The following is a 20639-nucleotide window of genomic DNA, read 5'->3' on the forward strand; positions in this document are numbered from 1 at the left end:
AAAGCGTAATATTTTCAAAGAAATGGATATCATAACTCCATGAGCACAATCGACAATTTCGACGCGCATACGCCAATGATGCAGCAGTACCTGAAGCTGAAGGCCCAGCATCCGGAAATTCTGCTGTTTTACCGTATGGGCGATTTTTACGAGCTTTTTTATGACGATGCGAAACGTGCGTCTCAGCTGCTCGACATTTCCCTGACGAAACGTGGCGCGTCGGCAGGCGAGCCCATCCCGATGGCCGGTATCCCGCATCACGCGGTTGAAAACTATCTGGCGAAGCTGGTGAACCAGGGCGAGTCTGTCGCTATCTGCGAACAAATTGGCGACCCGGCCACGTCGAAAGGCCCCGTTGAGCGCAAGGTCGTGCGCATCGTCACGCCGGGAACCATCAGCGATGAGGCCCTGCTTCAGGAGCGCCAGGATAACCTGCTGGCGGCGATCTGGCAGGACGGTAAAGGGTTTGGCTACGCCACGCTCGATATCAGCTCCGGTCGTTTTCGCCTGAGTGAACCGGCAGACCGTGAAACCATGGCGGCTGAACTACAGCGCACCAATCCGGCAGAACTGCTTTATGCAGAGGATTTCGCCGAGATGGCGCTGATTGAAGGGCGTCGCGGCCTGCGTCGTCGCCCACTGTGGGAGTTCGAAATTGATACCGCGCGCCAGCAGTTGAACCTGCAATTTGGCACGCGCGATTTGATTGGCTTTGGCGTAGAAAACGCCCCGCGCGGGCTGTGTGCCGCAGGCTGCCTGTTGCAGTACGTTAAGGATACGCAGCGTACCGCCCTGCCCCATATCCGTTCCATTACCATGGAGCGTCAGCAGGACAGCATCATCATGGATGCCGCCACCCGCCGCAACCTGGAGATCACTCAGAATCTCGCTGGCGGCATGGAAAATACGCTGGCGTCGGTTCTCGACAGCACGGTTACCCCCATGGGTAGCCGTATGCTCAAACGCTGGCTGCATATGCCGATCCGCAATACCGAAACGCTGATCGGCCGCCAGCAAACCATTGCCGCATTGCAGGATCGTTACACCGAATTGCAGCCGGTGCTGCGTCAGGTGGGTGATCTTGAGCGTATCCTGGCGCGCCTGGCACTGCGCACCGCGCGTCCACGCGATCTCGCCCGTATGCGTCACGCGTTCCAGCAGTTGCCGGAACTGCGCGCTCAGCTGGGAGAGATCGACAGCGCGCCAGTGCAAAAGCTGCGCGAAACCATGGGCGAATTTACCGAGCTTCGCGAACTGCTGGAACGCGCCATCATTGATGCGCCGCCTGTTCTGGTGCGGGATGGCGGGGTTATTGCTCCGGGTTATAACGAAGAGCTGGACGAATGGCGTGCGCTGGCCGATGGCGCGACGGATTATCTGGATAAGCTGGAAATCCGCGAACGTGAACGTCTGGGGCTCGACACCCTGAAAGTCGGCTACAATGCGGTACACGGTTACTATATCCAGATCAGCCGTGGGCAGAGCCACCTGGCCCCGATTCACTACGTTCGCCGCCAGACGCTGAAAAATGCCGAGCGCTACATTATTCCCGAGCTGAAAGAGTACGAAGACAAAGTGCTCACGTCGAAAGGTAAAGCGCTGGCGCTGGAGAAACAGCTGTATGACGAGCTGTTCGACATCCTGTTGCCGCACCTGGCTGACCTGCAACTGAGTGCCGCTGCGCTGGCCGAGCTGGATGTCCTGGTAAATCTGGCCGAGCGCGCCGACACGCTGAATTACACCTGTCCGACCTTTACTGACAAACCCGGTATTCGCATTACCGAAGGTCGTCACCCGGTGGTTGAGCAGGTGCTGAACGAGCCATTTATTGCCAACCCGTTGAACCTGTCACCGCAGCGAAGAATGCTGATCATTACCGGTCCCAACATGGGCGGTAAAAGTACCTATATGCGCCAGACAGCCCTTATCGCGCTGCTCGCCTACATCGGTAGCTACGTTCCGGCGCAGAAAGTTGAGATTGGCCCTATCGACCGTATCTTCACCCGTGTGGGTGCGGCGGACGATCTGGCGAGCGGTCGCTCTACCTTTATGGTCGAGATGACCGAAACCGCTAACATTCTGCATAACGCGACAGAGAACAGTCTGGTGTTGATGGACGAAGTAGGACGCGGTACCTCCACCTATGACGGCCTGTCCCTGGCCTGGGCGTGCGCGGAAAGTCTGGCAAATAAAATCAAGGCGCTGACGCTGTTCGCAACTCACTATTTCGAACTGACGCAACTGCCAGAGAAAATGGAAGGCGTGGCTAACGTCCACCTTGATGCGCTTGAGCACGGCGACACCATCGCCTTTATGCACACGGTGCAGGACGGCGCGGCAAGCAAGAGTTATGGCCTGGCCGTCGCCGCGCTGGCGGGCGTGCCAAAAGAGGTGATCAAGCGCGCGCGTCAAAAACTGCGTGAGCTGGAAAGTTTGTCACCGAATGCGGCGGCGACGCAGATAGATGGTACGCAGATGTCACTGCTGGCGGTTCCGGAAGAGACCTCTCCGGCCGTGGAAGCGCTGGAAAATCTCGATCCGGACTCGCTGACGCCGCGACAGGCGCTGGAGTGGATTTATCGGTTGAAGAGTCTGGTTTAGTTCTCTGCGGTCTTTTTTGCCGGGTGGCGGCTTCGCCTTACCCGGCCTACAAAACCCGTAGGCCCGGTAAGCGTAGCGCCACCGGGCAAAAGACCGCACAATTTTATCGCCCGGCAAGCGCAGCCGCCACCGGGCTTTTTTTACAGCAGCGGCGGGATCGTCGGCACCTGCGGCGCCTCATCAATATCCTTCTGCGTCATGCGGAACGCTTCCGGGTAATGCTCGCGGCTGGTACGGCGCAGCGGTTCGGTATCGCGCCAGGTATACAGACAGTGCTGACACTGATATACCGTCCAGACACCTTTCACCGGTGATGTTGCCATCACTTCAATATGTTCATCGGCACAACGTGGACAAATCATTTTTTCCTCCTTATTGACGTGCCGCCAGCATCGCGGTCAGTTTTTCGGCCCAGGCTTTGGTTTCAGGGAGATCCTGTACTGGCTGGCTGTAGTGACCACGGTTGTCCGGGGCAACAGGGGTGGTGGCATCAATGATCAGCTTGTCAGTGATCCCCGCCGGGCTGGAGCCGGGGTCAAGCTCGAGCACAGACATATTCGGTAGCTGCACCAGATCGCCTGCCGGATTGACCTTCGATGACAGCGCCCACATCACCTGAGGCAGGTTAAACGGATCGACATCTTCATCCACCATAATCACCATTTTCACGTAACCCAGACCGTGTGGCGTGGTCATGGCGCGGAGCCCGACCGCACGGGCAAAGCCGCCGTAACGCTTTTTAGTGGAGATAATGGCCAGCAGACCGTGGGTGTACATGGCGTTTACCGCCTGCACTTCCGGGAATTCCGCCTTCAGCTGCTGATAGAGCGGTACGCAGGTGGCGGGCCCCATCAGATAATCAATCTCGGTCCACGGCATACCGAGGTAAAGGGATTCGAAAATCGGTTTGGTGCGGTAAGAAACTTTATCAATGCGCACAACCGTCATGTTGCGCCCGCCGGAGTAGTGCCCGGTAAACTCGCCGAACGGCCCTTCAATTTCACGTTTCCGGCCTTCAATCACCCCTTCCAGGATCACTTCCGACCCCCACGGCACATCGAAACCGGTCAGCGGAGCCGTCGCAATCGGATACGGGCTTTCACGTAGCGCACCGGCCATCTCATACTCGGATTGATCGTATTTCAGCGGCGTGGCGCCCATCAGGGTGATGATCGGATCGTTACCCAGCGTAATGGCAACAGGCAGGTCTTCGCCGCGCTCTTCTGCCTTATGCAGATGCAGGGCAATATCGTGCATCGGCACCGGTTGCAGGCCGAGCTTACGCTTGCCCTTCACTTCCATACGGTAGATCCCGACGTTCTGCTTGCCGAAGTGATCGGGGTCGAGCGGATCGCGGGAGACAACGCACGCTTTATCGAGATAAAAGCCTCCGTCACCGTCGTTCAGGCGGAACAGCGGCAGAATGTCGAACAGATTGATGTCTTCCCCGTCCACCGTGTTCTGCGCCCAGGCCGGGTTTGCACGACGCTCTGGCGCGACGGGGAATTTGTCCCAGCGACGAATAAACTCGTCGATCTGTTTTTTCACCGGGGTATTCGCTGGCAGCCCCATCGAGATGGCGTGGTTTTGCCACGAGCCGATAGTGTTCATCACCACACGGGCATCGGTGAAGCCGCGAATATTATCGAACCACAGCGCAGGCGCGCCATCGCCAATGCGCCCGGTAGCGTTGGCGGCCGCCGCTAAATCCGGCTCAGCGTTTACCTCTTCCTCAATTTTCAGCAGCTGCCCTTGCTCATCGAGCGCCTGCAAGAAGCTTCTCAAATCATCAAATGCCATCTTTATTCTCCTGTGAAAAATGTTTCGCTGCCTGCAAACCTTCCCAGCGTCGGGCTTTTTTATGCTCCAGACCGAACTGGTCGAGAACGCGGGTCACGATATGCTGGGTAATGTCATCGGCGGTTTGCGGGTGGTTGTAGTACGCAGGCATAGGCGGCACCATCGCCACGCCCATGCGGGAAAGGGCAAGCATGTTCTCGAGATGGATGGTGCTGAGCGGCGTCTCACGGGGAACCAGCACCAGCTTGCGTCCCTCTTTCAGCACCACGTCTGCCGCACGCCCTACCAGCCCTTCGGCGTAGCCCGCGCGGATACCCGCCAGCGTTTTCATGCTGCACGGGATGACGATCATGCCGTCGGTGCGAAACGAGCCGGAGGAGATGGTGGCAGCCTGATCGGCCGGGCTATGGACGACATCCGCCAGTGCAGCAACGTCATGCGCAGTGAAGGGCGTTTCCAGCTCAATCGTGGTTTTTGCCCACTTCGACATCACCAGATGCGTTTCCACCTCCGGCATTTCCCGCAGCGCCTGCAACAACGCCACGCCTAATGGCGCACCCGTCGCGCCCGTCATTCCCACAATTAATCTCATTCAGCACCTCAATAATTTTGTTCGTATACGAACATATTAATTAAACTACGCCTTGATCCTGCTGCTGACAAGATCGTTCGCATACGATCACACTAATCGCTAAAAAACTCTCGCGTTAAAATTCAGCCCGAGAGCGGCTATCATAGAGGGAGTATTTTTCCGTCGGAGTGTCCATGGAGTTAAGACAAGAAGCTTTTCACCTGCTACGTCAGCTTTTTCAACAGCATACCGCCCAGTGGCAGCACGCATTGCCCGAACTGACCAAGCCACAATATGCGGTGATGCGGTCAATTGCTGAAAATCCTGGCATTGAGCAGGTTGCCCTGACTGAAGTCGCGGTGAGCACCAAAGCGACGCTGGCAGAAATGCTGAGCCGCATGGAAGCACGCGGCCTGGTCAGGCGCGAGCACGATCCGGCGGACAAGCGCCGTCGGTTTGTCTTTCTGACGGCCGAAGGTGAGGCCCTGCTTGAGAGCAGTAAACCGATTGGAAATGAGGTGGATGAGGCGTTTTTAGGGCGCCTTAACGGCGCGGAACGAGAGCAATTTTCAGCGCTCATTAAAAAGATGATGCAGGGTTAAGTAACCCTGACGCGCATAAAATCAATAAATGTTCGCACTTTCGCGGGCACATGCCGGGCATCAGGATAAACGGCATAGATGCCCTGCTGAGCGAACGTGTACGCCGGTAACAGCGAGACCAGTTCCCCTGCATCCAGTGCGTTTCGCACCAGCCACTCCGGCAGCAGCGCCACTCCACATCCCGCGAGGGCAAAAGCCATCAGCGCCTGGGCGCTGTCTGCATACAGGCGCGGCGCTTTCTTGATCTCAAAGGAAACCGGATGCCCGTCAACACCTCTCACCTGCCAGCGCAGCGGCGACGTTAAACGCTCATGAATGATCCAGTCCGCTTCCGCCAGCTGCTCCAGCGAGTCAACCGGATGGTTTGCCAGCCAGCCTGGCGTTGCCACGGGCAGGATGGTGAAGGAGGTCATCAACGCGGCGTGGTAGCGCGAATCTGCAAGCGTGCCGAGCCGGATAGCGACATCGAAGCGCTCGGCGATAAGATCGGCATGCAAAGAGGACGAGACATGCCGCACGCGGAGGTCCGGGTGCAACTGGCTAAATTCTGCCAGCAAAGGCACCACCACCTGCGAGCCATATTCGGGCGTGGTGGTGATCCGCAGCTCTCCCGTCAGCCCGGCGTGGTTGGCGCGAACATCATCCTGCAATCGCTCTGCATCCCGTAACAGCATCACGCTTCGTTGATGAAAGAGCTTCCCCGCCTCGGTCAGCGTCAGGCGTCGGGTGGTTCGCAGCAACAGGGTGACGCCCAGCTCCTCTTCAAGCTGACGAATATGAAAGCTGACCACCGCTTTTGTCAGCCCCATCGCCTCCGCCGCCGCGGTGAAACTGCCGGTGTCCGCTACGGCGATAAACATCGCCGTACGCTGTAAATTAAGCATCGCTTGCCTGGTTAACTGTCAAAATAATGTTGACAGTATATCGTGCTTTGTCGCGTTTATCCGTAACGCGCGGGCCGATACGATACGCCACCTCACCGGAGGAACTTCCATGACGTATCGCAGCAAAATCGCCGTCGTCTTTCTGCTCGGCTTTTTCCTTGATTTGATAAACATGTTTATTGCCAGCGTCGCCTTTCCGGCGATGGCTCGCGCTTTCAATACCACACCTTCCGCGCTTGCCTGGGTAAGTAACGGATACATTGCCGGACTGACGTTAGTCATCCCTTTCAGCAGTATCCTGACGCGCCGCGTCGGGCCGAAACGCGTTATCCTGCTCTCACTGCTTCTCTTTAGCGCGGCCTCCGTTGCGGCGGGTCTCTCCTCTTCGCTGGAAAGTCTGATTGCCTGGCGAGTCGTACAGGGCGCCGGAGGCGGTTTACTGATCCCGGTTGGTCAGGCGCTGACCTGGCAACAGTTTAAGCCTCATGAGCGGGCCAGACTCTCCTCGGCGGTGATGCTGGTCGCGCTGCTTGCCCCCGCCTGCTCACCGGCTGTGGGCGGCATGCTGGTTCAGACATTCAGCTGGCGCTGGATATTTTTTGCCACCCTCCCCGTCGCCATTGTCACCTTTGCTTTGGCCTGCGCGTGGCTTAAAACAGAACCGTCGCCAATAAATACCACCAGGGCAGTAAACCTGTCTTTGCTGACGGATCCGCTGTTGCGCTTATCCATGCTTATCTATGTATGCGTACCCGGCATCTTTATTGGCGTGAACGTAACGGGCATGTATTACCTCCAGAGCGAGGCCAATATGACGCCCGCAGCAACGGGCATGCTTATGCTGCCGTGGTCTGTGGCTTCGTTTTTGGCTATCACCGCGACAGGACGCTATTTCAACCGTATCGGCCCCCGGCCGCTGGTGGTCATCGGTTGCCTTTTGCAGGCGACGGGCATTCTGCTTTTAGTTAACGTCGGCCCGGCAATGCTGCTACCTGCCGTTGCGTTTGCGCTGATGGGCGCGGGGGGAAGCCTTTGCAGCAGTACGGCTCAGAGCAGCGCGTTTTTGATGATGCGACCGGAAGATATGCCTGATGCCAGCGCGCTATGGAATCTGAATCGTCAGTTGAGCTTTTTTGCAGGCGCCCTGCTGCTGGCGCAGGCGCTGAGCTTCATGCAGGATTATCTCGCGCCGCTGGCCGCCTGGCACGGGATGTTTGTTTTTGCCGCAGTCATCACCCTGCTGCCCGTACTGTACGTCTACCGTCTTAACAACACGCAGTTACTTGCGCAACTGCAACAGGAGCAACCATGACCCATTTCGAACAAGAGATCCTCGACATTCACGTCGCCCTTGAAAACTGGTTAGGGGCAGGCGAAGGCGATCGGGACGCCCTGCTTGCCCGTTTCCGTCCGGATTTTCTGATGGTTCCCCCGAGTGGCAACCCTTTAGATCATCACGCGCTTGCCCAATTTTTATATGCGCAGCGGGGAACCCGCCCCGGGCTCAGGATCGACATTGATGCGTTAACAACGCTTCAGACATGGGACAACGGCGCGGTGCTCCATTACCGGGAGACGCAAACCCGGCCAGGCCAGCCCGTCAACGTGCGCTGGTCAACCGCGGTGCTTAATCAGGAAGGGGATAACATCACCTGGCGTTTGCTGCACGAAACGGCGCAGCCGTAAGGCATAAAAAAGGCCCGTCTCACGACGGGCCTTTTCTGACGAATGGTTGCTTACTCGCGGAACAGCGCTTCGATATTCAGACCTTGCCCTTGCAGGATTTCACGCAGGCGGCGTAGGCCTTCAACCTGAATCTGACGAACACGTTCACGGGTCAGGCCAATCTCACGGCCGACGTCTTCCAGTGTCGCAGCTTCATACCCCAGTAAACCGAAACGACGTGCCAGCACTTCACGCTGTTTGGCGTTCAGTTCGAACAGCCATTTGACGATGCTCTGTTTCATGTCATCGTCCTGCGTGGTGTCTTCCGGGCCGTTGTCTTTTTCATCGGCCAGGATGTCCAGCAGCGCTTTTTCAGAGTCGCCACCCAGCGGGGTGTCAACCGAGGTAATGCGCTCGTTGAGACGCAGCATACGGCTTACGTCATCAACCGGTTTGTCGAGTTGCTCTGCAATCTCTTCCGCACTTGGCTCGTGGTCCAGTTTATGGGACAACTCGCGCGCGGTACGCAGATAAACATTCAACTCTTTGACGATGTGGATCGGCAGTCGAATCGTACGGGTCTGGTTCATAATAGCCCGTTCGATGGTCTGACGAATCCACCAGGTCGCGTAGGTTGAGAAACGGAACCCGCGTTCCGGGTCAAACTTCTCAACTGCGCGGATGAGACCTAAGTTGCCCTCTTCAATCAGATCCAGCAGAGCCAGACCACGATTGCCGTAACGGCGGGCAATTTTCACGACCAGTCGCAGGTTACTTTCGATCATGCGACGACGCGAGGCAACATCACCACGCAAAGCACGACGTGCGAAATAGACTTCTTCTTCGGCCGTTAGCAGTGGGGAGTAACCAATCTCCCCAAGGTAAAGCTGAGTCGCGTCCAGCACACGCTGTGTGGCACCCTGCGATAACAGCTCTTCTTCAGCCAAATCGTTATCACTGGGTTCCTCTTCTACTAAGGCTTTTTCGTCAAAAGCCTCTGCTCCGTTCTCATCAAATTCCGCGTCTTCATTTAAATCATGAACTTTCAGCGTATTCTGACTCATAAGGTGGCTCCTACCCGTGATCCCTGGACGAGACACCCTGGCTGGCATGCCCCGTCAATTTATCGCTGCGGTAAATATTGCAGCGGGTTTACGGATTTCCCCTTGTAACGAATTTCAAAATGCAAGCGTGTAGAACTGGTTCCGGTGCTACCCATGGTAGCGATTTTTTGCCCCGCCTTAACTTCTTGTTGTTCCCGGACCAGCATAGTGTCGTTATGGGCGTAGGCACTCAGGTAATCATCATTATGTTTGATGATAATAAGATTACCGTAACCGCGCAGTGCGTTACCGGCATAGACAACGCGCCCGTCTGCGGTCGCGATGATTGCCTGTCCTTTACTGCCTGCGATATCGATCCCTTTGTTGCCCCCCTCAGAGGTAGCGAAGTTCTCGATAATCTTGCCGTCAGTTGGCCAGCGCCAGGTGGTGATTGACGAGCTGGCATTCTGACTGCTTGCAGTCGGTACAGTAGAGCTAACCACAGGTGCCGTAGTCGGTGCTGTGACAACAGTCGCAGTACCTTTATTATTCGGCAACATTTTGTTAGCACTCTGATCACCTGAATCCTCAGAATACGTAATTACAGGTTGTGAAGCAACCACCGTGGTGGTTTTTTGTGCAGGGGTAACGCTGTTATTTTGCGCAGTTACGTCGGCCGCTGAAACGGTGTTGCCTGGCGTAAGCGGTGTCCCCGTCGCGTTGCCAACCTGAAGTGTTTGCCCAACTTCCAGAGCGTACGGGGCCTGGACGTTGTTTCGCTGTGCCAGATCGCGGAAATCGTTCCCGGTGATCCAGGCAATATAGAACAGCGTATCGCCGCGCTTCACGGTATAGGTGCTCCCGCCGGTATAGCTACCTTTCGGAATGTTCCCATACTTGCGGTTATACACTATGCGGCCATTTTCGGTCTGAACAGGCTGATCCACTGGCTGAATCTGCGAAGGCTGCGTAACTGGACGCTGGACCGGCTGGATCTGCGGAGTTTGCTGCGCCGTGGACGTGCCCATTTTAGGCGGAGGGGTAATCAACATTCCGCTGGACGTGTTACCCGAGCCGCTGGTTCCATTGACGGAACTGACGGGCGCAGGTGCATTGTCAGAACTTGTACAGCCTGCCAGCCAGAGCGAAACCAGTGATAATGCCGCAACACGGCTGATGGTGAATTTTGGGCTTCCCGCGCTCATTTATCCCCCAGGAATGTGTTAACTACCAGTGACTTAAAAATAACCGTGATGGCACGAACCTATCGCGCCACACCATACGCTGAATTTGCCTTAATAACCCTGGAAAAATCCGAGTCTCAGGCCAGCTCGCCCTTAACCAGGGGCACAAAGCGCACGGCTTCCACGGTATCGATAATAAACTCGCCGCCGCGTCGACGAACGCGCTTTAAAAGCTGCTGTTCATCGCCAACGGGCAAAACCAGAATGCCGCCCTCGTCCAGCTGCGAGAGAAGTGCAGCGGGGATTTCAGGTGGCGCTGCCGTGACTATGATGGCGTCAAACGGGGCGCGAGCCTGCCAACCCTGCCATCCATCGCCGTGGCGTGTCGATACATTATGTAAATCAAGCTGTTTCAGGCGACGGCGCGCCTGCCACTGCAAGCCTTTAATCCGTTCCACGGAACAGACATGGTGCACAAGGTGGGCCAGGATCGCGGTCTGATACCCTGAACCGGTGCCAATTTCCAGCACCCGGGAGTCTGGCGTTAACTCCAGAAGCTCCGTCATACGCGCCACCATGTAAGGCTGCGAAATCGTCTGGCCTTGCCCGATGGGCAGCGCCACGTTTTCCCACGCTTTGTGTTCAAACGCCTCATCTACAAACTTCTCACGGGGAACCTGGGCAAGCGCATCCAGCACCTGCTCGTTGGCGATCCCCTGTGCGCGTAATTGTTCCAGAAGAGTTTGTACACGTTTACTTACCATTGCGCGTTCACTCCGACCCGATCTAACCAGTCCGACACCACATCATGCGCGCTATAAGCGGTTAAATCTACGTGCAACGGCGTAACGGAAACGTAACCCTCATCCACCGCAGCGAAGTCGGTGTCTGGCCCGGCATCGCATTTATCTCCCGGCGGACCGATCCAGTACAGGGTATTGCCGCGCGGATCCTGCTGGGGAATAACCTGATCGGCCGGATGGCGACTGCCGCAGCGCGTCACGCGGATCCCTTTGATCTCGTCCAGCGGGAGATCCGGCACGTTAATATTGAGGATACGTCCGGTACGCAGCGGCTCGCGGCCAAGCGCACGGAGAATGGAGCAGGTCACCGCAGCGGCAGTGTCATAGTGGGTGTGGCCGTTTAGCGAGACCGCCAGCGCCGGGAAACCCAGGTGACGCCCCTCCATCGCCGCGGCCACGGTGCCGGAGTAAATCACATCATCGCCAAGATTTGGCCCGGCATTGATGCCGGAGACCACAACATCCGGCCGCGGGCGCATCAGCGCATTTACGCCCAGAAACACGCAGTCGGTCGGCGTCCCCATCTGGACGGCAATATCGCCATTCTCAAAGGTAAAGGTGCGAAGTGAAGACTCCAGCGTCAATGAGTTAGACGCGCCACTGCGGTTACGATCGGGAGCCACGACCTGCACATCCGCAAATTCGCGGAGGTGTTTCGCCAGCGTCTGAATACCTGGCGCATGGATCCCGTCATCGTTACTCAGCAATATTCGCATAATCACCCGACGTGTTGATAAGTTCCCTGACAACACTGGTGGCAAAGCTACCTGCCGGCAGCCAGAAGCGTAACTCGACGGTTACGTCATCCCACCAGTTCCAGCTCAACTGTTGCGGGTAGAGGAGCATCGCACGGCGTGCCGCCTCGACCTTTTCCCGCACCAGCAATGATTGTAATTCTGGCGCATCCGCCACCGCTGACTGCTCAGCGGCCAGCGCCTCGCCCTGGGTTCCCCAGTCGCCTGAGCCCGGCAAGGCGGCGGTAATCATCAGCGCTTTAGCGTCCACGCGCGACTGGGCATCGGCCATCTCTTCGGCCGTTGCCACAAACCAGCTTCCGCGTCCCGCTAATTGTAGCGCATCGCCGACAACAACTTGATTCGCGTCCGGTTTTTTCAGCCGTTCGCTCACAATCTGATTAAACAACGCACTGCGGGCCGCCGACAACCAAAAACTGCGTTTATTCCTGTCGCGCACCGGCGCACTACTTTGCGCCCAGCGCAGCGCGCCCATAAGGTTGCTGCCACCAATGCCAAAGCGCTGTGCGCCGAAATAGTTTGGCACGCCGCGTTCGGTAATGGCCTTCAGGCGTTTTTCGACGTCATCGCGGTCGGTCACTTCACGCAGCACCAGGGTGAAATCGTTGCCTTTCAACGCTCCCGGACGCAATTTGCGTTTATGGCGGGCGTACTCCAGTACCTTACAGCCCTCAAGCTCAAATTTGCTTAAATCGGGCATGGCATTGCCGGGCACGCGGGCGCAAAGCCACTGTTCGGTCACGGCATGTTTATCTTTTTGACCGGCAAAGCTCACTTCGCGGGCGTGGATTTTGAGGAATTTTGCCAGCGCGTCCGCCACGAAGCGGGTGTTGCAGCCGTTTTTCAGAATGCGCACCAGGATGTGCTCGCCTTCGCCGTCCGGCTCAAAACCCAGATCTTCCACTACCACGAAATCTTCAGGGTTGGCTTTCAGCAGTCCCTTGCCCTGCGGTTTACCGTGCAGATACGTCAGGTTGTCGAAATCCGTCATTTGGCCGCCTTCACCAGCAGCGCTACGGCTTCACAGGCAATGCCTTCGCCACGACCGGTAAAGCCCAGCTTCTCCGTGGTGGTCGCTTTGACATTGACGTCGTCCATATGGCAGCCCAGATCTTCAGCGATAAACACGCGCATCTGAGGGATGTGCGGCAGCATCTTCGGTGCCTGAGCAATGATCGTCACATCAACGTTGCCGAGGGTGTAGCCTTTGGCCTGAATACGACGCCAGGCTTCGCGCAGCAGTTCGCGGCTGTCTGCGCCTTTAAAAGCAGGATCGGTGTCCGGGAACAGTTTGCCAATGTCGCCCAGCGCGGCGGCACCCAGCAGCGCGTCGGTCAGCGCATGCAGCGCCACGTCGCCATCAGAATGCGCCAGCAGACCTTTTTCGTAAGGAATGCGCACGCCGCCAATGATAATTGGGCCAACGCCGCCAAAGGCGTGTACATCAAAACCGTGTCCAATACGCATTATGCCTTCTCCTGAGGGGTCGTACGGGTAAGATAAAATTCCGCGAGCTGTAAGTCTTCCGGGCGCGTCACTTTTATATTATCAGCGCGCCCTTCAACAAGCGTTGGGTGAAAACCGCAATACTCCAGCGCCGAGGCTTCGTCCGTAATGGTCGCACCTTCTTTAAGCGCACGCGTTAAGCAGTCGTGGAGTAATTCGCGGGGAAAAAATTGTGGCGTCAGCGCGTGCCAGAGATCGACGCGCTCGACGGTGTGGGCAATCGCCGGTTTACCCGGTTCGGCACGCTTCATGGTGTCACGCACCGGGGCGGCCAGAATGCCGCCCACGTTACTGGTTTCACTCAGGGCCAGCAGACGTGACAAATCGTCGTGATGCAGACAGGGACGCGCGGCATCGTGCACCAGCACCCACTGCGCGTTCCCGGCAGCCTGAATGCCCGCCAGAACAGAGTCGGCCCGCTCGGCGCCGCCGTCAACAACGGTAATCTGAGGATGATTTGCCAGCGGGAGCTGTGCAAAACGCGCATCGCCGGGGCTGATGGCAATAACCACGCGTTTCACCCGGGCATGCGCCAGCAGCGCTGCCACGGCGTGCTCGAGGATCGTTTTATCGCCAATTGAGAGGTACTGCTTAGGACATTCTGTCTGCATGCGCCGGCCAAAACCTGCGGCCGGCACCACGGCACAGACGTCCGAAAAAGTTGCTGCCATGTCGTAATCCTGGGCCTGATTATCGATTGTTTTGTGCGGAGCCCTGATTGCGTTTAGACGCATCCGGAACCAGGCGATAAAACGTTTCGCCCGGCTTAGTCATACTGAGTTCATTGCGTGCGCGTTCCTCAATCGCCTCCTGGCCGCCATTGAGGTCATCAATTTCAGCAAAAAGTTGATCGTTACGCGCTTTAAGTTTGGCGTTTGTAGCCTGCTGTGCCGCGACGTCATCGCTTACCCGGCTGTAGTCGTGCAGTCCGTTTTTGCCGAACCACAGCGAATATTGCAGCCAGACCAGCAAAGCCAGCAACAGCAGCGTTAGTTTACCCATCCTGCCCCCTGAAAAAACGGCATCATCATCCCATAACTTTCCGCTGGACTCTACTGCGGGGTTTTAATTATGCCGTAAGTTAGCCCATCAGCCATAAAAACAGCAGGCCAAAGATGACCACAACGGTGGCGATAGTGATGAGCGTACTATACAGGAGCTTGCCGTTGAAAAGGGAGTGCAGCGCCACGCCCACAACCACCGCAACGGGCATCAGCGCCAGAAAGAAAGGCCAGGTATAGAGGAAGAAAAAGAGGGTGTTACCACCGTAGATCAAAAACGGGATACCCAGCGCCAGTAGCCACGATACGAAGCCGACTATCGCCCCAGGGAAGGACCAGGTCGTTTCGTCGTCGGTCGTTAACGGTTCCGACCCGGTGGTAATCATGTAGTTTTCACTGTTGCGCATAGCTAATCCTGTGACCGTGACTCATCGCTCGGGAAGACAGCTCCCGAACGATACCGTCTCAGGATCTGATAATATCGTCCCGTCTGAGCAGGTCTAATAATTGGCTTACTAAATTTGTTACCAATTGTTGACCTTCCAGATGAATCTCAGGGGATTCAGGCGCTTCGTAAACCGAGTCAATGCCGGTGAAGTTTCGCAGCTCTCCCGCGCGGGCTTTTTTATACAGCCCTTTCGGATCGCGCGCTTCGCAGATTGCCAGCGGCGTATCCACAAACACTTCAATAAAGCGATTCTGCCCCACGCGCTCGCGCACCATCTGACGTTCGGCGCGGTGCGGTGAGATAAACGCCGTCAGCACCACGAGCCCGGCATCCGCCATCAGGCTGGCGACTTCGCCCACCCGACGAATGTTCTCTTTACGATCTTCATCGCTGAACCCTAAATCGCTGCACAGGCCGTGACGCACGTTGTCGCCGTCCAGCAGGTAGGTGCTCACCCCCTGCTGATGCAGCGCCTCTTCCAGTGCGCCTGCCAGCGTGGATTTACCGGAGCCAGACAGCCCGGTAAACCACAGCACAACCCCACGGTGACCGTGGAGATGTTCGCGCTGGGCGACGGTGACCGGATGAGGATGCCAGACGACGTTCTCATCATGGGCAGCCATTACTTGCCTCCCAGCAGATCGCGTGCGCCCCAGTGCGGGAAGTGCTTACGCACCAGCGCGTTAAGCTCCAGCTCAAACGCGCTGAACTCAGAGGCCACGGCAGCCTGCGCGTTTGGCTCGCGCACCATCCCGGCACCGACGGTGACGTTGGTCAGGCGGTCGATGAAGATCAGCCCGCCCGTCACCGGATTCTGCTGATACGGATCCAGCACCAGCGGCTCGTCGAAGGTCATATCCACCAGACCGATGCCGTTCAGCGGCAGCTCGCTCACGTCACGGTGGGTCAGGTTGTTGATGTCCACCTGGAACTGAATGCCGTCCACGCGGGCGCGGGTTTTCTTGCCGGCGATTTTAATGTCATAGCTCTGGCCTGCGGTCAGCGGCTGTTCCGCCATCCACACCACGTCCACGGAGGCGCCCTGCACCGCCGCCAGCGTTTCCTGCGCATCGACCAGCAGGTCGCCGCGGCTGATATCAATTTCGTCTTTCAGTACCAGGGTTACCGCTTCTCCTGCCCCGGCTTCGTTCAGATCGCCATCAAAGGTGACGATTCGGGCGATGGTCGATTCCACGCCGGACGGCAGCACCTTCACGCGCTGGCCCACCTTCACGGAGCCTGAAGCGAGAGTACCGGAGAAGCCGCGGAAATCGAGGTTCGGACGGTTCACGTACTGCACCGGGAAGCGCATCGGCTGGGTATCGACCACGCGCTGTATTTCAACGGTTTCCAGCACTTCCAGCAGCGTCGGGCCGCTGTACCACGGCATGTTCGCGCTCTGAGAGGCGACGTTATCCCCTTCCAGCGCCGACAGCGGCACAAAGCGAATATCCAGGTTGCCCGGCAGCTGTTCGGCAAAGGTCAGGTAGCTCTGGCGGATCTCGTCGAAACGCGCTTCGCTGTAGTCCACCAGATCCATTTTGTTCACCGCCACCACCAGGTGTTTGATCCCCAGCAGCGTAGAGATAAAGCTGTGACGACGAGTCTGATCCAGCACGCCTTTACGGGCGTCGATCAGCAGGATCGCCAGGTCACAGGTGGACGCGCCGGTCGCCATATTACGGGTGTACTGCTCGTGCCCCGGGGTGTCGGCGATAATAAATTTGCGCTTTTCGGTAGAGAAATAGCGATAGGCAACATCAATGGTAATGCCCTGCTCGCGCTCCGCCTGCAAGCCGTCCACCAGCAGCGCCAGGTCGAGTTTTTCGCCCTGGGTGCCGTGGCGTTTACTGTCATTGTGCAGGGAAGAGAGCTGGTCTTCGTAGATCTGGCGCGTGTCGTGCAGCAGACGACCAATCAGGGTACTTTTCCCGTCATCGACGCTGCCGCAGGTCAGGAAACGCAGCAGACTTTTGTACTGTTGGGCGTGCAGATAAGCTTCTACGCCGCCTTCATCGGCAATTTGTTGGGCAATAGTCGTATTCATGGCGGCTCCTTAGAAATAACCCTGACGTTTCTTCAGCTCCATGGAGCCTGCCTGGTCGCGGTCAATCACGCGGCCCTGTCGCTCACTGGTGGTCGACACCAGCATCTCCTCGATGATCTCCGGCAGCGTCTGCGCACTGGATTCCACCGCGCCGGTCAATGGCCAGCAGCCGAGAGTACGGAAACGGACCATCTGTTTCTTGATCACTTCGCCCGGCTGTAAATCAATGCGATCGTCGTCGATCATCATCAGCATGCCGTCGCGCTCCAGCACCGGGCGCTCGGCCGCCAGATACAGCGGAACGATCTCAATATTTTCCAGATAGATGTACTGCCAGATATCCAGCTCGGTCCAGTTAGAGAGCGGGAAGACGCGAATGCTTTCGCCCTTGTTGATCTGGCCGTTGTAGTTGTGCCACAGCTCCGGACGCTGGTTTTTCGGGTCCCAGCGGTGGAAGCGGTCGCGGAAGGAGTAGATACGCTCTTTGGCGCGGGATTTCTCTTCGTCACGGCGCGCGCCGCCGAAGGCCGCATCAAAACCGTATTTATTCAGCGCCTGCTTCAGCCCTTCGGTTTTCATGATGTCGGTATGCTTGGCGCTGCCGTGCACGAACGGGTTGATGCCCATCGCCACCCCTTCCGGGTTTTTGTGCACCAGCAGCTCGCAGCCGTAGGCTTTGGCGGTACGGTCACGAAACTCGTACATCTCGCGGAATTTCCAGCCGGTATCCACGTGCAGCAGCGGGAACGGCAGCGTACCCGGATAAAACGCTTTACGCGCCAGGTGCAGCATGACGCTGGAATCTTTACCGATGGAGTACATCATCACCGGGTTAGAAAACTCGGCGGCCACTTCGCGGATAATGTGGATACTTTCCGCTTCGAGCTGCCGCAGGTGAGTAAGTCGTTTTTGGTCCATAACCGTTCCTTAAGCCAAATTTATAACAGAAGCGCCAAAGCCTTCTGTGTCGGTTGTGTGTTGGAACCAGGCGAGCGTGCTGTGCAGCTGCACCACTTCTCCCACCACGATCAGGGCGGGCATTGGGGCGTCTTTCGCCAGGGTTGCAAGGTCTTGTAAGGTGCCGATGGCGACATGCTGATCGACGCGTGTCCCGCGGGAGATCACCGCTACCGGCGTCGTCGCATCGCGACCGTGCTGAATAAGCTGTTCGCTGATGTCTGCCGCTTTCATCGTGCCCATATAAATCGCCAGTGTTTGTCGGCTTTGGGCGAGATGTGACCAGTCAAACGGCGTGCTGTCGGCTTTATAGTGGCCGGTCACAAAGGTCACGCTCTGGGCGTAATCGCGATGGGTCAGCGGAATACCGGCGTAGGCCGTGACGGCAGACGCCGCCGTAATGCCGGGGACCACCTGGAACGGGACGCCCGCTTCGGCTGCCGCCTGCAACTCCTCGCCACCACGACCGAAGATAAACGGGTCGCCCCCTTTCAGGCGCACCACGGTCTTGCCCGCTTTCGCGGCGGCAATCAGCATCTGGTTGGTGTCGTGCTGGGGCACGGAGTGCTCGCCGGCACGTTTGCCGACGCAAATTTGTTCTGCGTCACGGCGGATCAGCTCGCGAATACCGTCGGTGACCAGGTGGTCGTAGAACACGACATCCGCATCCTGAAGAACCTGGAGGCCACGCAGCGTGAGCAGCCCGGCATCGCCCGGCCCGGCGCCCACCAGAATGATCTCCCCGCCCGTACTGCCGGGGTTATCCAGTTCGTCTTCGAGGATTTGTTGCGCCGCCGTCTCGTTACCGGCCTGCATCAGGCTGGCAAAGCGGCCGCGAAACACACGCTCCCAGAAGCGACGGCGTTCCGTCACGCTGGTCAGACGCGTTTTCAGGTGGTTGCGCCAGTAGCTGGCCTTCTCCGCCATGCGTCCGAGGCTGGTCGGCAGCAGCGCTTCGATTTTTTCCCGCAGCACGCGCGCCAGCACCGGGGCGGTGCCGCCGGAGGAGATCGCCACCAGCAACGGCGAGCGGTCGACAATCGACGGGAAGATAAATGAACATAACGGCTGGTCGTCTACCACGTTCACCAGACGGTGACGGGCCTGGGCTGCGTCGGAGATGCGGCGGTTGAGCGCCCGATCTTCGGTTGCCGCAATCACCAGCACCACGCTGTCGATCTGAGACTCTTCAAAATCCGCCTCTGCAACGATCTGCACCTGCGCCCCGGCGCGTTGCAGGAAGGCGATTTTGCGATCGGCAATTTCACCCGTCCCGACAACCAGTACCGGTCGGTCTTTTAAGGCAGCAAAAAGGGGGAGATAGTCCACAGGCAACAACTCACTAACAACCACGAATAAAGGGACTATAGGGGGCGGCTTAGATCGAATGAAATTACGAATTGGAATGAGTAGTTACTCAATGGAATAACGCCGTGGAAAAGCAAATATCAAAAAGTGCTTAACACGCGAAATTTCGGGTATTTAAGAGCAATTCAAATTGTGTCTACCCGATCACAGTTTCATACTATGCGGGTTAAAATTTTGCTCTGTTTTTAAGGACTCACTATGTTTTCCGCAATGCGCCACCGATTCGTTGCCCTGGCGCTCGGCGTTTGCTTTATCCTTCCGGCTCAGGCAAAAAATCAATCTTACGGTGAAATAGCCAGTATGCAGGCGCGGCATATTGCGACGGTCTTTCCGGGCCGCATGACCGGAACCCCAGCCGAGATGCTCTCGGCAGACTATATCCGTCAGCAGTTTGCGGATATGGGCTATGAGAGCGACATTCGCGCTTTCCACAGCCGCTACATCTATACCACACGCAATAAAACGCAGAACTGGCATAACGTAACCGGCAGCACGGTTATTGCGGCGCACGAAGGAAAGGCGGCTGAGCAGATTATTATTATGGCGCACCTTGATACCTACACGCCGTTGAGCGACGCCGATGTCGATAATAACCTCGGCGGGCTGACGCTTCAGGGACTGGATGATAATGCGGCGGGGCTGGGCGTGATGCTTGAACTGGCCGAACGCCTGAAGAATATTCCGACGAAATACAGCATTCGCTTTGTTGCGACCAGCGGCGAAGAAGAAGGAAAACTCGGCGCTGAGAATCTCCTTAAGCGCATGAGCGCTGAGGAGAAGAAAAATACGTTGCTGGTGATTAACCTCGATAATCTGATCGTGGGGGATAAGCTCTATTTTAATAGTGGACAGAGCACGCCGAGCAGCGTACGTAAACTCACCCGCGACCGCGCGCTGGCGCTTGCCCGCACGCATGGTGTCTATGCCGCGACAAATCCGGGCGGTAACCCGCAGTATCCTAAAGGCACAGGCTGCTGTAATGACGGTGAAGTGTTTGATAAGGCGGGCATTCCGGTGCTGTACGTCGAGGCAACGAACTGGGCGCTGGGCAAAAAAGATGGCTATCAGCAGCGCAGCAAATCGAAAGCGTTCCCGGACGGGACCAGCTGGCATGATGTGCGGCTGGATAATCAGCAGCACATTGATAAAGCGCTGCCGCAGCGGATTGAGCACCGCAGCCGGGATGTCGTGAAGGTGATGCTGCCGCTGGTGAAGGAGCTGGCGAAAGCGGGGAAAGCCTGAGGCCGTTAAGCATAGTGCGGCCTTATGCCCTCACCCCAACCCTCTCCCACGGGGAGAGGGTTCCCCACAAAATAATGCCTGCACAGACGGCCCCCTCTCCCTTGAGGGAGAGGGCTGGGGTGAGGGGGAACATACGGCTCTGGTGGTCATTCCGTTCACTTT

23 protein-coding genes are annotated in these 20639 nt (G+C 57.3%); 6 read left to right on the plus strand and 17 right to left on the minus strand.

All coding sequences use genetic code 11. The annotated features are described in order from the left end of the window. The first annotated feature begins 39 nt into the window (after positions 1-39). The gene (mutS, locus tag ACOTW6_RS18500; protein ID WP_213789222.1) at positions 40-2601 is read left to right on the plus strand and encodes a DNA mismatch repair protein MutS; all 2562 of its coding nucleotides are present in this window, start codon (positions 40-42) and stop codon (positions 2599-2601) included. A gap of 140 nt (positions 2602-2741) precedes the next feature. Here the strand turns inward: mutS and ACOTW6_RS18505 are convergent, their stop codons facing one another. From ACOTW6_RS18505 to ACOTW6_RS18515, 3 genes are read right to left on the minus strand one after another with little or no spacing between them, the layout of a single operon-like run. After that, positions 2742-2963: a non-oxidative hydroxyarylic acid decarboxylases subunit D gene (locus ACOTW6_RS18505; protein ID WP_003862116.1), complete on the minus strand. Its 222-nt coding sequence runs from the start codon at positions 2961-2963 to the stop codon at positions 2742-2744. 10 nt (positions 2964-2973) lie between these two features. Then, on the minus strand, positions 2974-4401 hold the full coding sequence (locus ACOTW6_RS18510; protein ID WP_047050169.1) for a non-oxidative hydroxyarylic acid decarboxylases subunit C: 1428 nt from the start codon (positions 4399-4401) through the stop codon (positions 2974-2976). Continuing rightward, positions 4391-4993: a non-oxidative hydroxyarylic acid decarboxylases subunit B gene (locus ACOTW6_RS18515; RefSeq protein ID WP_003862111.1), complete on the minus strand. Its 603-nt coding sequence runs from the start codon at positions 4991-4993 to the stop codon at positions 4391-4393. Before ACOTW6_RS18515 ends, ACOTW6_RS18510 begins: the two co-directional genes overlap by 11 nt. Positions 4994-5166: 173 nt before the next feature. On the opposite strand from ACOTW6_RS18515, the gene ACOTW6_RS18520 reads away from it, so the two are divergent. After that, positions 5167-5574, plus strand: coding sequence for a MarR family winged helix-turn-helix transcriptional regulator (locus tag ACOTW6_RS18520; protein ID WP_022651767.1), 408 nt, complete (start codon positions 5167-5169; stop codon positions 5572-5574). On the opposite strand, the gene ACOTW6_RS18525 is transcribed toward ACOTW6_RS18520, so the two are convergent. Continuing rightward, entirely contained in the window at positions 5571-6458 is an 888-nt protein-coding gene (locus ACOTW6_RS18525) for a LysR family transcriptional regulator (protein ID WP_003862107.1), read from the minus strand. The two genes, ACOTW6_RS18520 and ACOTW6_RS18525, sit on opposite strands and share 4 nt — an antisense overlap. Before the next feature lie 109 nt (positions 6459-6567). Here ACOTW6_RS18525 and ACOTW6_RS18530 point away from each other — a divergent pair, with 109 nt between their 5' ends. Then, positions 6568-7770: an MFS transporter gene (locus ACOTW6_RS18530; protein ID WP_121478636.1), complete on the plus strand. Its 1203-nt coding sequence runs from the start codon at positions 6568-6570 to the stop codon at positions 7768-7770. Further along, positions 7767-8144, plus strand: coding sequence for a DUF4440 domain-containing protein (locus ACOTW6_RS18535; RefSeq protein ID WP_015571707.1), 378 nt, complete (start codon positions 7767-7769; stop codon positions 8142-8144). The genes ACOTW6_RS18530 and ACOTW6_RS18535 overlap by 4 nt, the downstream gene beginning before the upstream one ends. A 50-nt stretch (positions 8145-8194) precedes the next feature. Here the strand turns inward: ACOTW6_RS18535 and rpoS are convergent, their stop codons facing one another. After that, positions 8195-9187, minus strand: a complete 993-nt coding sequence (gene rpoS / locus ACOTW6_RS18540; protein WP_013098493.1) for an RNA polymerase sigma factor RpoS — start codon at positions 9185-9187, stop codon at positions 8195-8197. Between the two features lie 59 nt (positions 9188-9246). Continuing rightward, entirely contained in the window at positions 9247-10320 is a 1074-nt protein-coding gene (nlpD, locus tag ACOTW6_RS18545) for a murein hydrolase activator NlpD (protein ID WP_223259309.1), read from the minus strand. On the opposite strand from nlpD, the gene ACOTW6_RS18550 reads away from it, so the two are divergent. Continuing rightward, positions 10253-10393 carry a peptidase gene (locus ACOTW6_RS18550; protein WP_223230135.1) on the plus strand — a complete coding sequence of 47 codons (141 nt, stop codon included), beginning with the start codon at positions 10253-10255 and terminating at the stop codon, positions 10391-10393. The two genes, nlpD and ACOTW6_RS18550, sit on opposite strands and share 68 nt — an antisense overlap. A 94-nt stretch (positions 10394-10487) precedes the next feature. Here ACOTW6_RS18550 and ACOTW6_RS18555 read toward each other — a convergent pair whose 3' ends face one another. The 11 genes from ACOTW6_RS18555 to cysG form a co-directional block, all read right to left on the minus strand. Beyond that, the gene (locus ACOTW6_RS18555) at positions 10488-11114 is read right to left on the minus strand and encodes a protein-L-isoaspartate(D-aspartate) O-methyltransferase (protein ID WP_015571709.1); all 627 of its coding nucleotides are present in this window, start codon (positions 11112-11114) and stop codon (positions 10488-10490) included. Continuing rightward, positions 11108-11869: a 5'/3'-nucleotidase SurE gene (gene surE, locus ACOTW6_RS18560; protein ID WP_017382816.1), complete on the minus strand. Its 762-nt coding sequence runs from the start codon at positions 11867-11869 to the stop codon at positions 11108-11110. The genes ACOTW6_RS18555 and surE overlap by 7 nt, the downstream gene beginning before the upstream one ends. Beyond that, a complete protein-coding gene (truD, locus tag ACOTW6_RS18565; protein ID WP_121478635.1) occupies positions 11850-12899 on the minus strand; it encodes a tRNA pseudouridine(13) synthase TruD in 1050 nt (349 codons plus the stop codon). The genes surE and truD overlap by 20 nt, the downstream gene beginning before the upstream one ends. Further along, a complete protein-coding gene (ispF, locus tag ACOTW6_RS18570) occupies positions 12896-13375 on the minus strand; it encodes a 2-C-methyl-D-erythritol 2,4-cyclodiphosphate synthase (RefSeq protein WP_003862097.1) in 480 nt (159 codons plus the stop codon). The genes truD and ispF overlap by 4 nt, the downstream gene beginning before the upstream one ends. Continuing rightward, positions 13375-14085 (minus strand): 2-C-methyl-D-erythritol 4-phosphate cytidylyltransferase, encoded by a 711-nt coding sequence (ispD, locus tag ACOTW6_RS18575; RefSeq protein WP_017692759.1) that lies wholly within the window; start codon positions 14083-14085, stop codon positions 13375-13377. Before ispD ends, ispF begins: the two co-directional genes overlap by 1 nt. Before the next feature lie 19 nt (positions 14086-14104). Next, positions 14105-14416, minus strand: a complete 312-nt coding sequence (gene ftsB / locus ACOTW6_RS18580) for a cell division protein FtsB (RefSeq protein WP_003862095.1) — start codon at positions 14414-14416, stop codon at positions 14105-14107. A gap of 79 nt (positions 14417-14495) precedes the next feature. Next, complete coding sequence (locus ACOTW6_RS18585) at positions 14496-14822, minus strand: DUF3561 family protein (RefSeq protein ID WP_006811767.1); 327 nt, start codon at positions 14820-14822, stop codon at positions 14496-14498. Between the two features lie 58 nt (positions 14823-14880). After that, on the minus strand, positions 14881-15486 hold the full coding sequence (gene cysC, locus ACOTW6_RS18590) for an adenylyl-sulfate kinase (protein WP_421766274.1): 606 nt from the start codon (positions 15484-15486) through the stop codon (positions 14881-14883). Then, positions 15486-16910: a sulfate adenylyltransferase subunit CysN gene (cysN, locus tag ACOTW6_RS18595; protein WP_121478632.1), complete on the minus strand. Its 1425-nt coding sequence runs from the start codon at positions 16908-16910 to the stop codon at positions 15486-15488. The genes cysC and cysN overlap by 1 nt, the downstream gene beginning before the upstream one ends. Positions 16911-16919: 9 nt before the next feature. Then, on the minus strand, positions 16920-17828 hold the full coding sequence (gene cysD, locus ACOTW6_RS18600) for a sulfate adenylyltransferase subunit CysD (protein WP_006811770.1): 909 nt from the start codon (positions 17826-17828) through the stop codon (positions 16920-16922). A gap of 9 nt (positions 17829-17837) precedes the next feature. Further along, positions 17838-19196: a siroheme synthase CysG gene (cysG, locus tag ACOTW6_RS18605; RefSeq protein ID WP_023304331.1), complete on the minus strand. Its 1359-nt coding sequence runs from the start codon at positions 19194-19196 to the stop codon at positions 17838-17840. 237 nt (positions 19197-19433) lie between these two features. Between cysG and ACOTW6_RS18610 the strand changes: the two genes are divergently transcribed. Beyond that, positions 19434-20477, plus strand: a complete 1044-nt coding sequence (locus ACOTW6_RS18610) for an aminopeptidase (protein WP_015571715.1) — start codon at positions 19434-19436, stop codon at positions 20475-20477. The last annotated feature ends 162 nt before the right edge of the window (positions 20478-20639 follow it).

Source organism: Enterobacter cloacae complex sp. IR5403, from assembly GCF_049238705.1.
Taxonomy (GTDB): domain Bacteria; phylum Pseudomonadota; class Gammaproteobacteria; order Enterobacterales; family Enterobacteriaceae; genus Enterobacter; species Enterobacter hormaechei_C.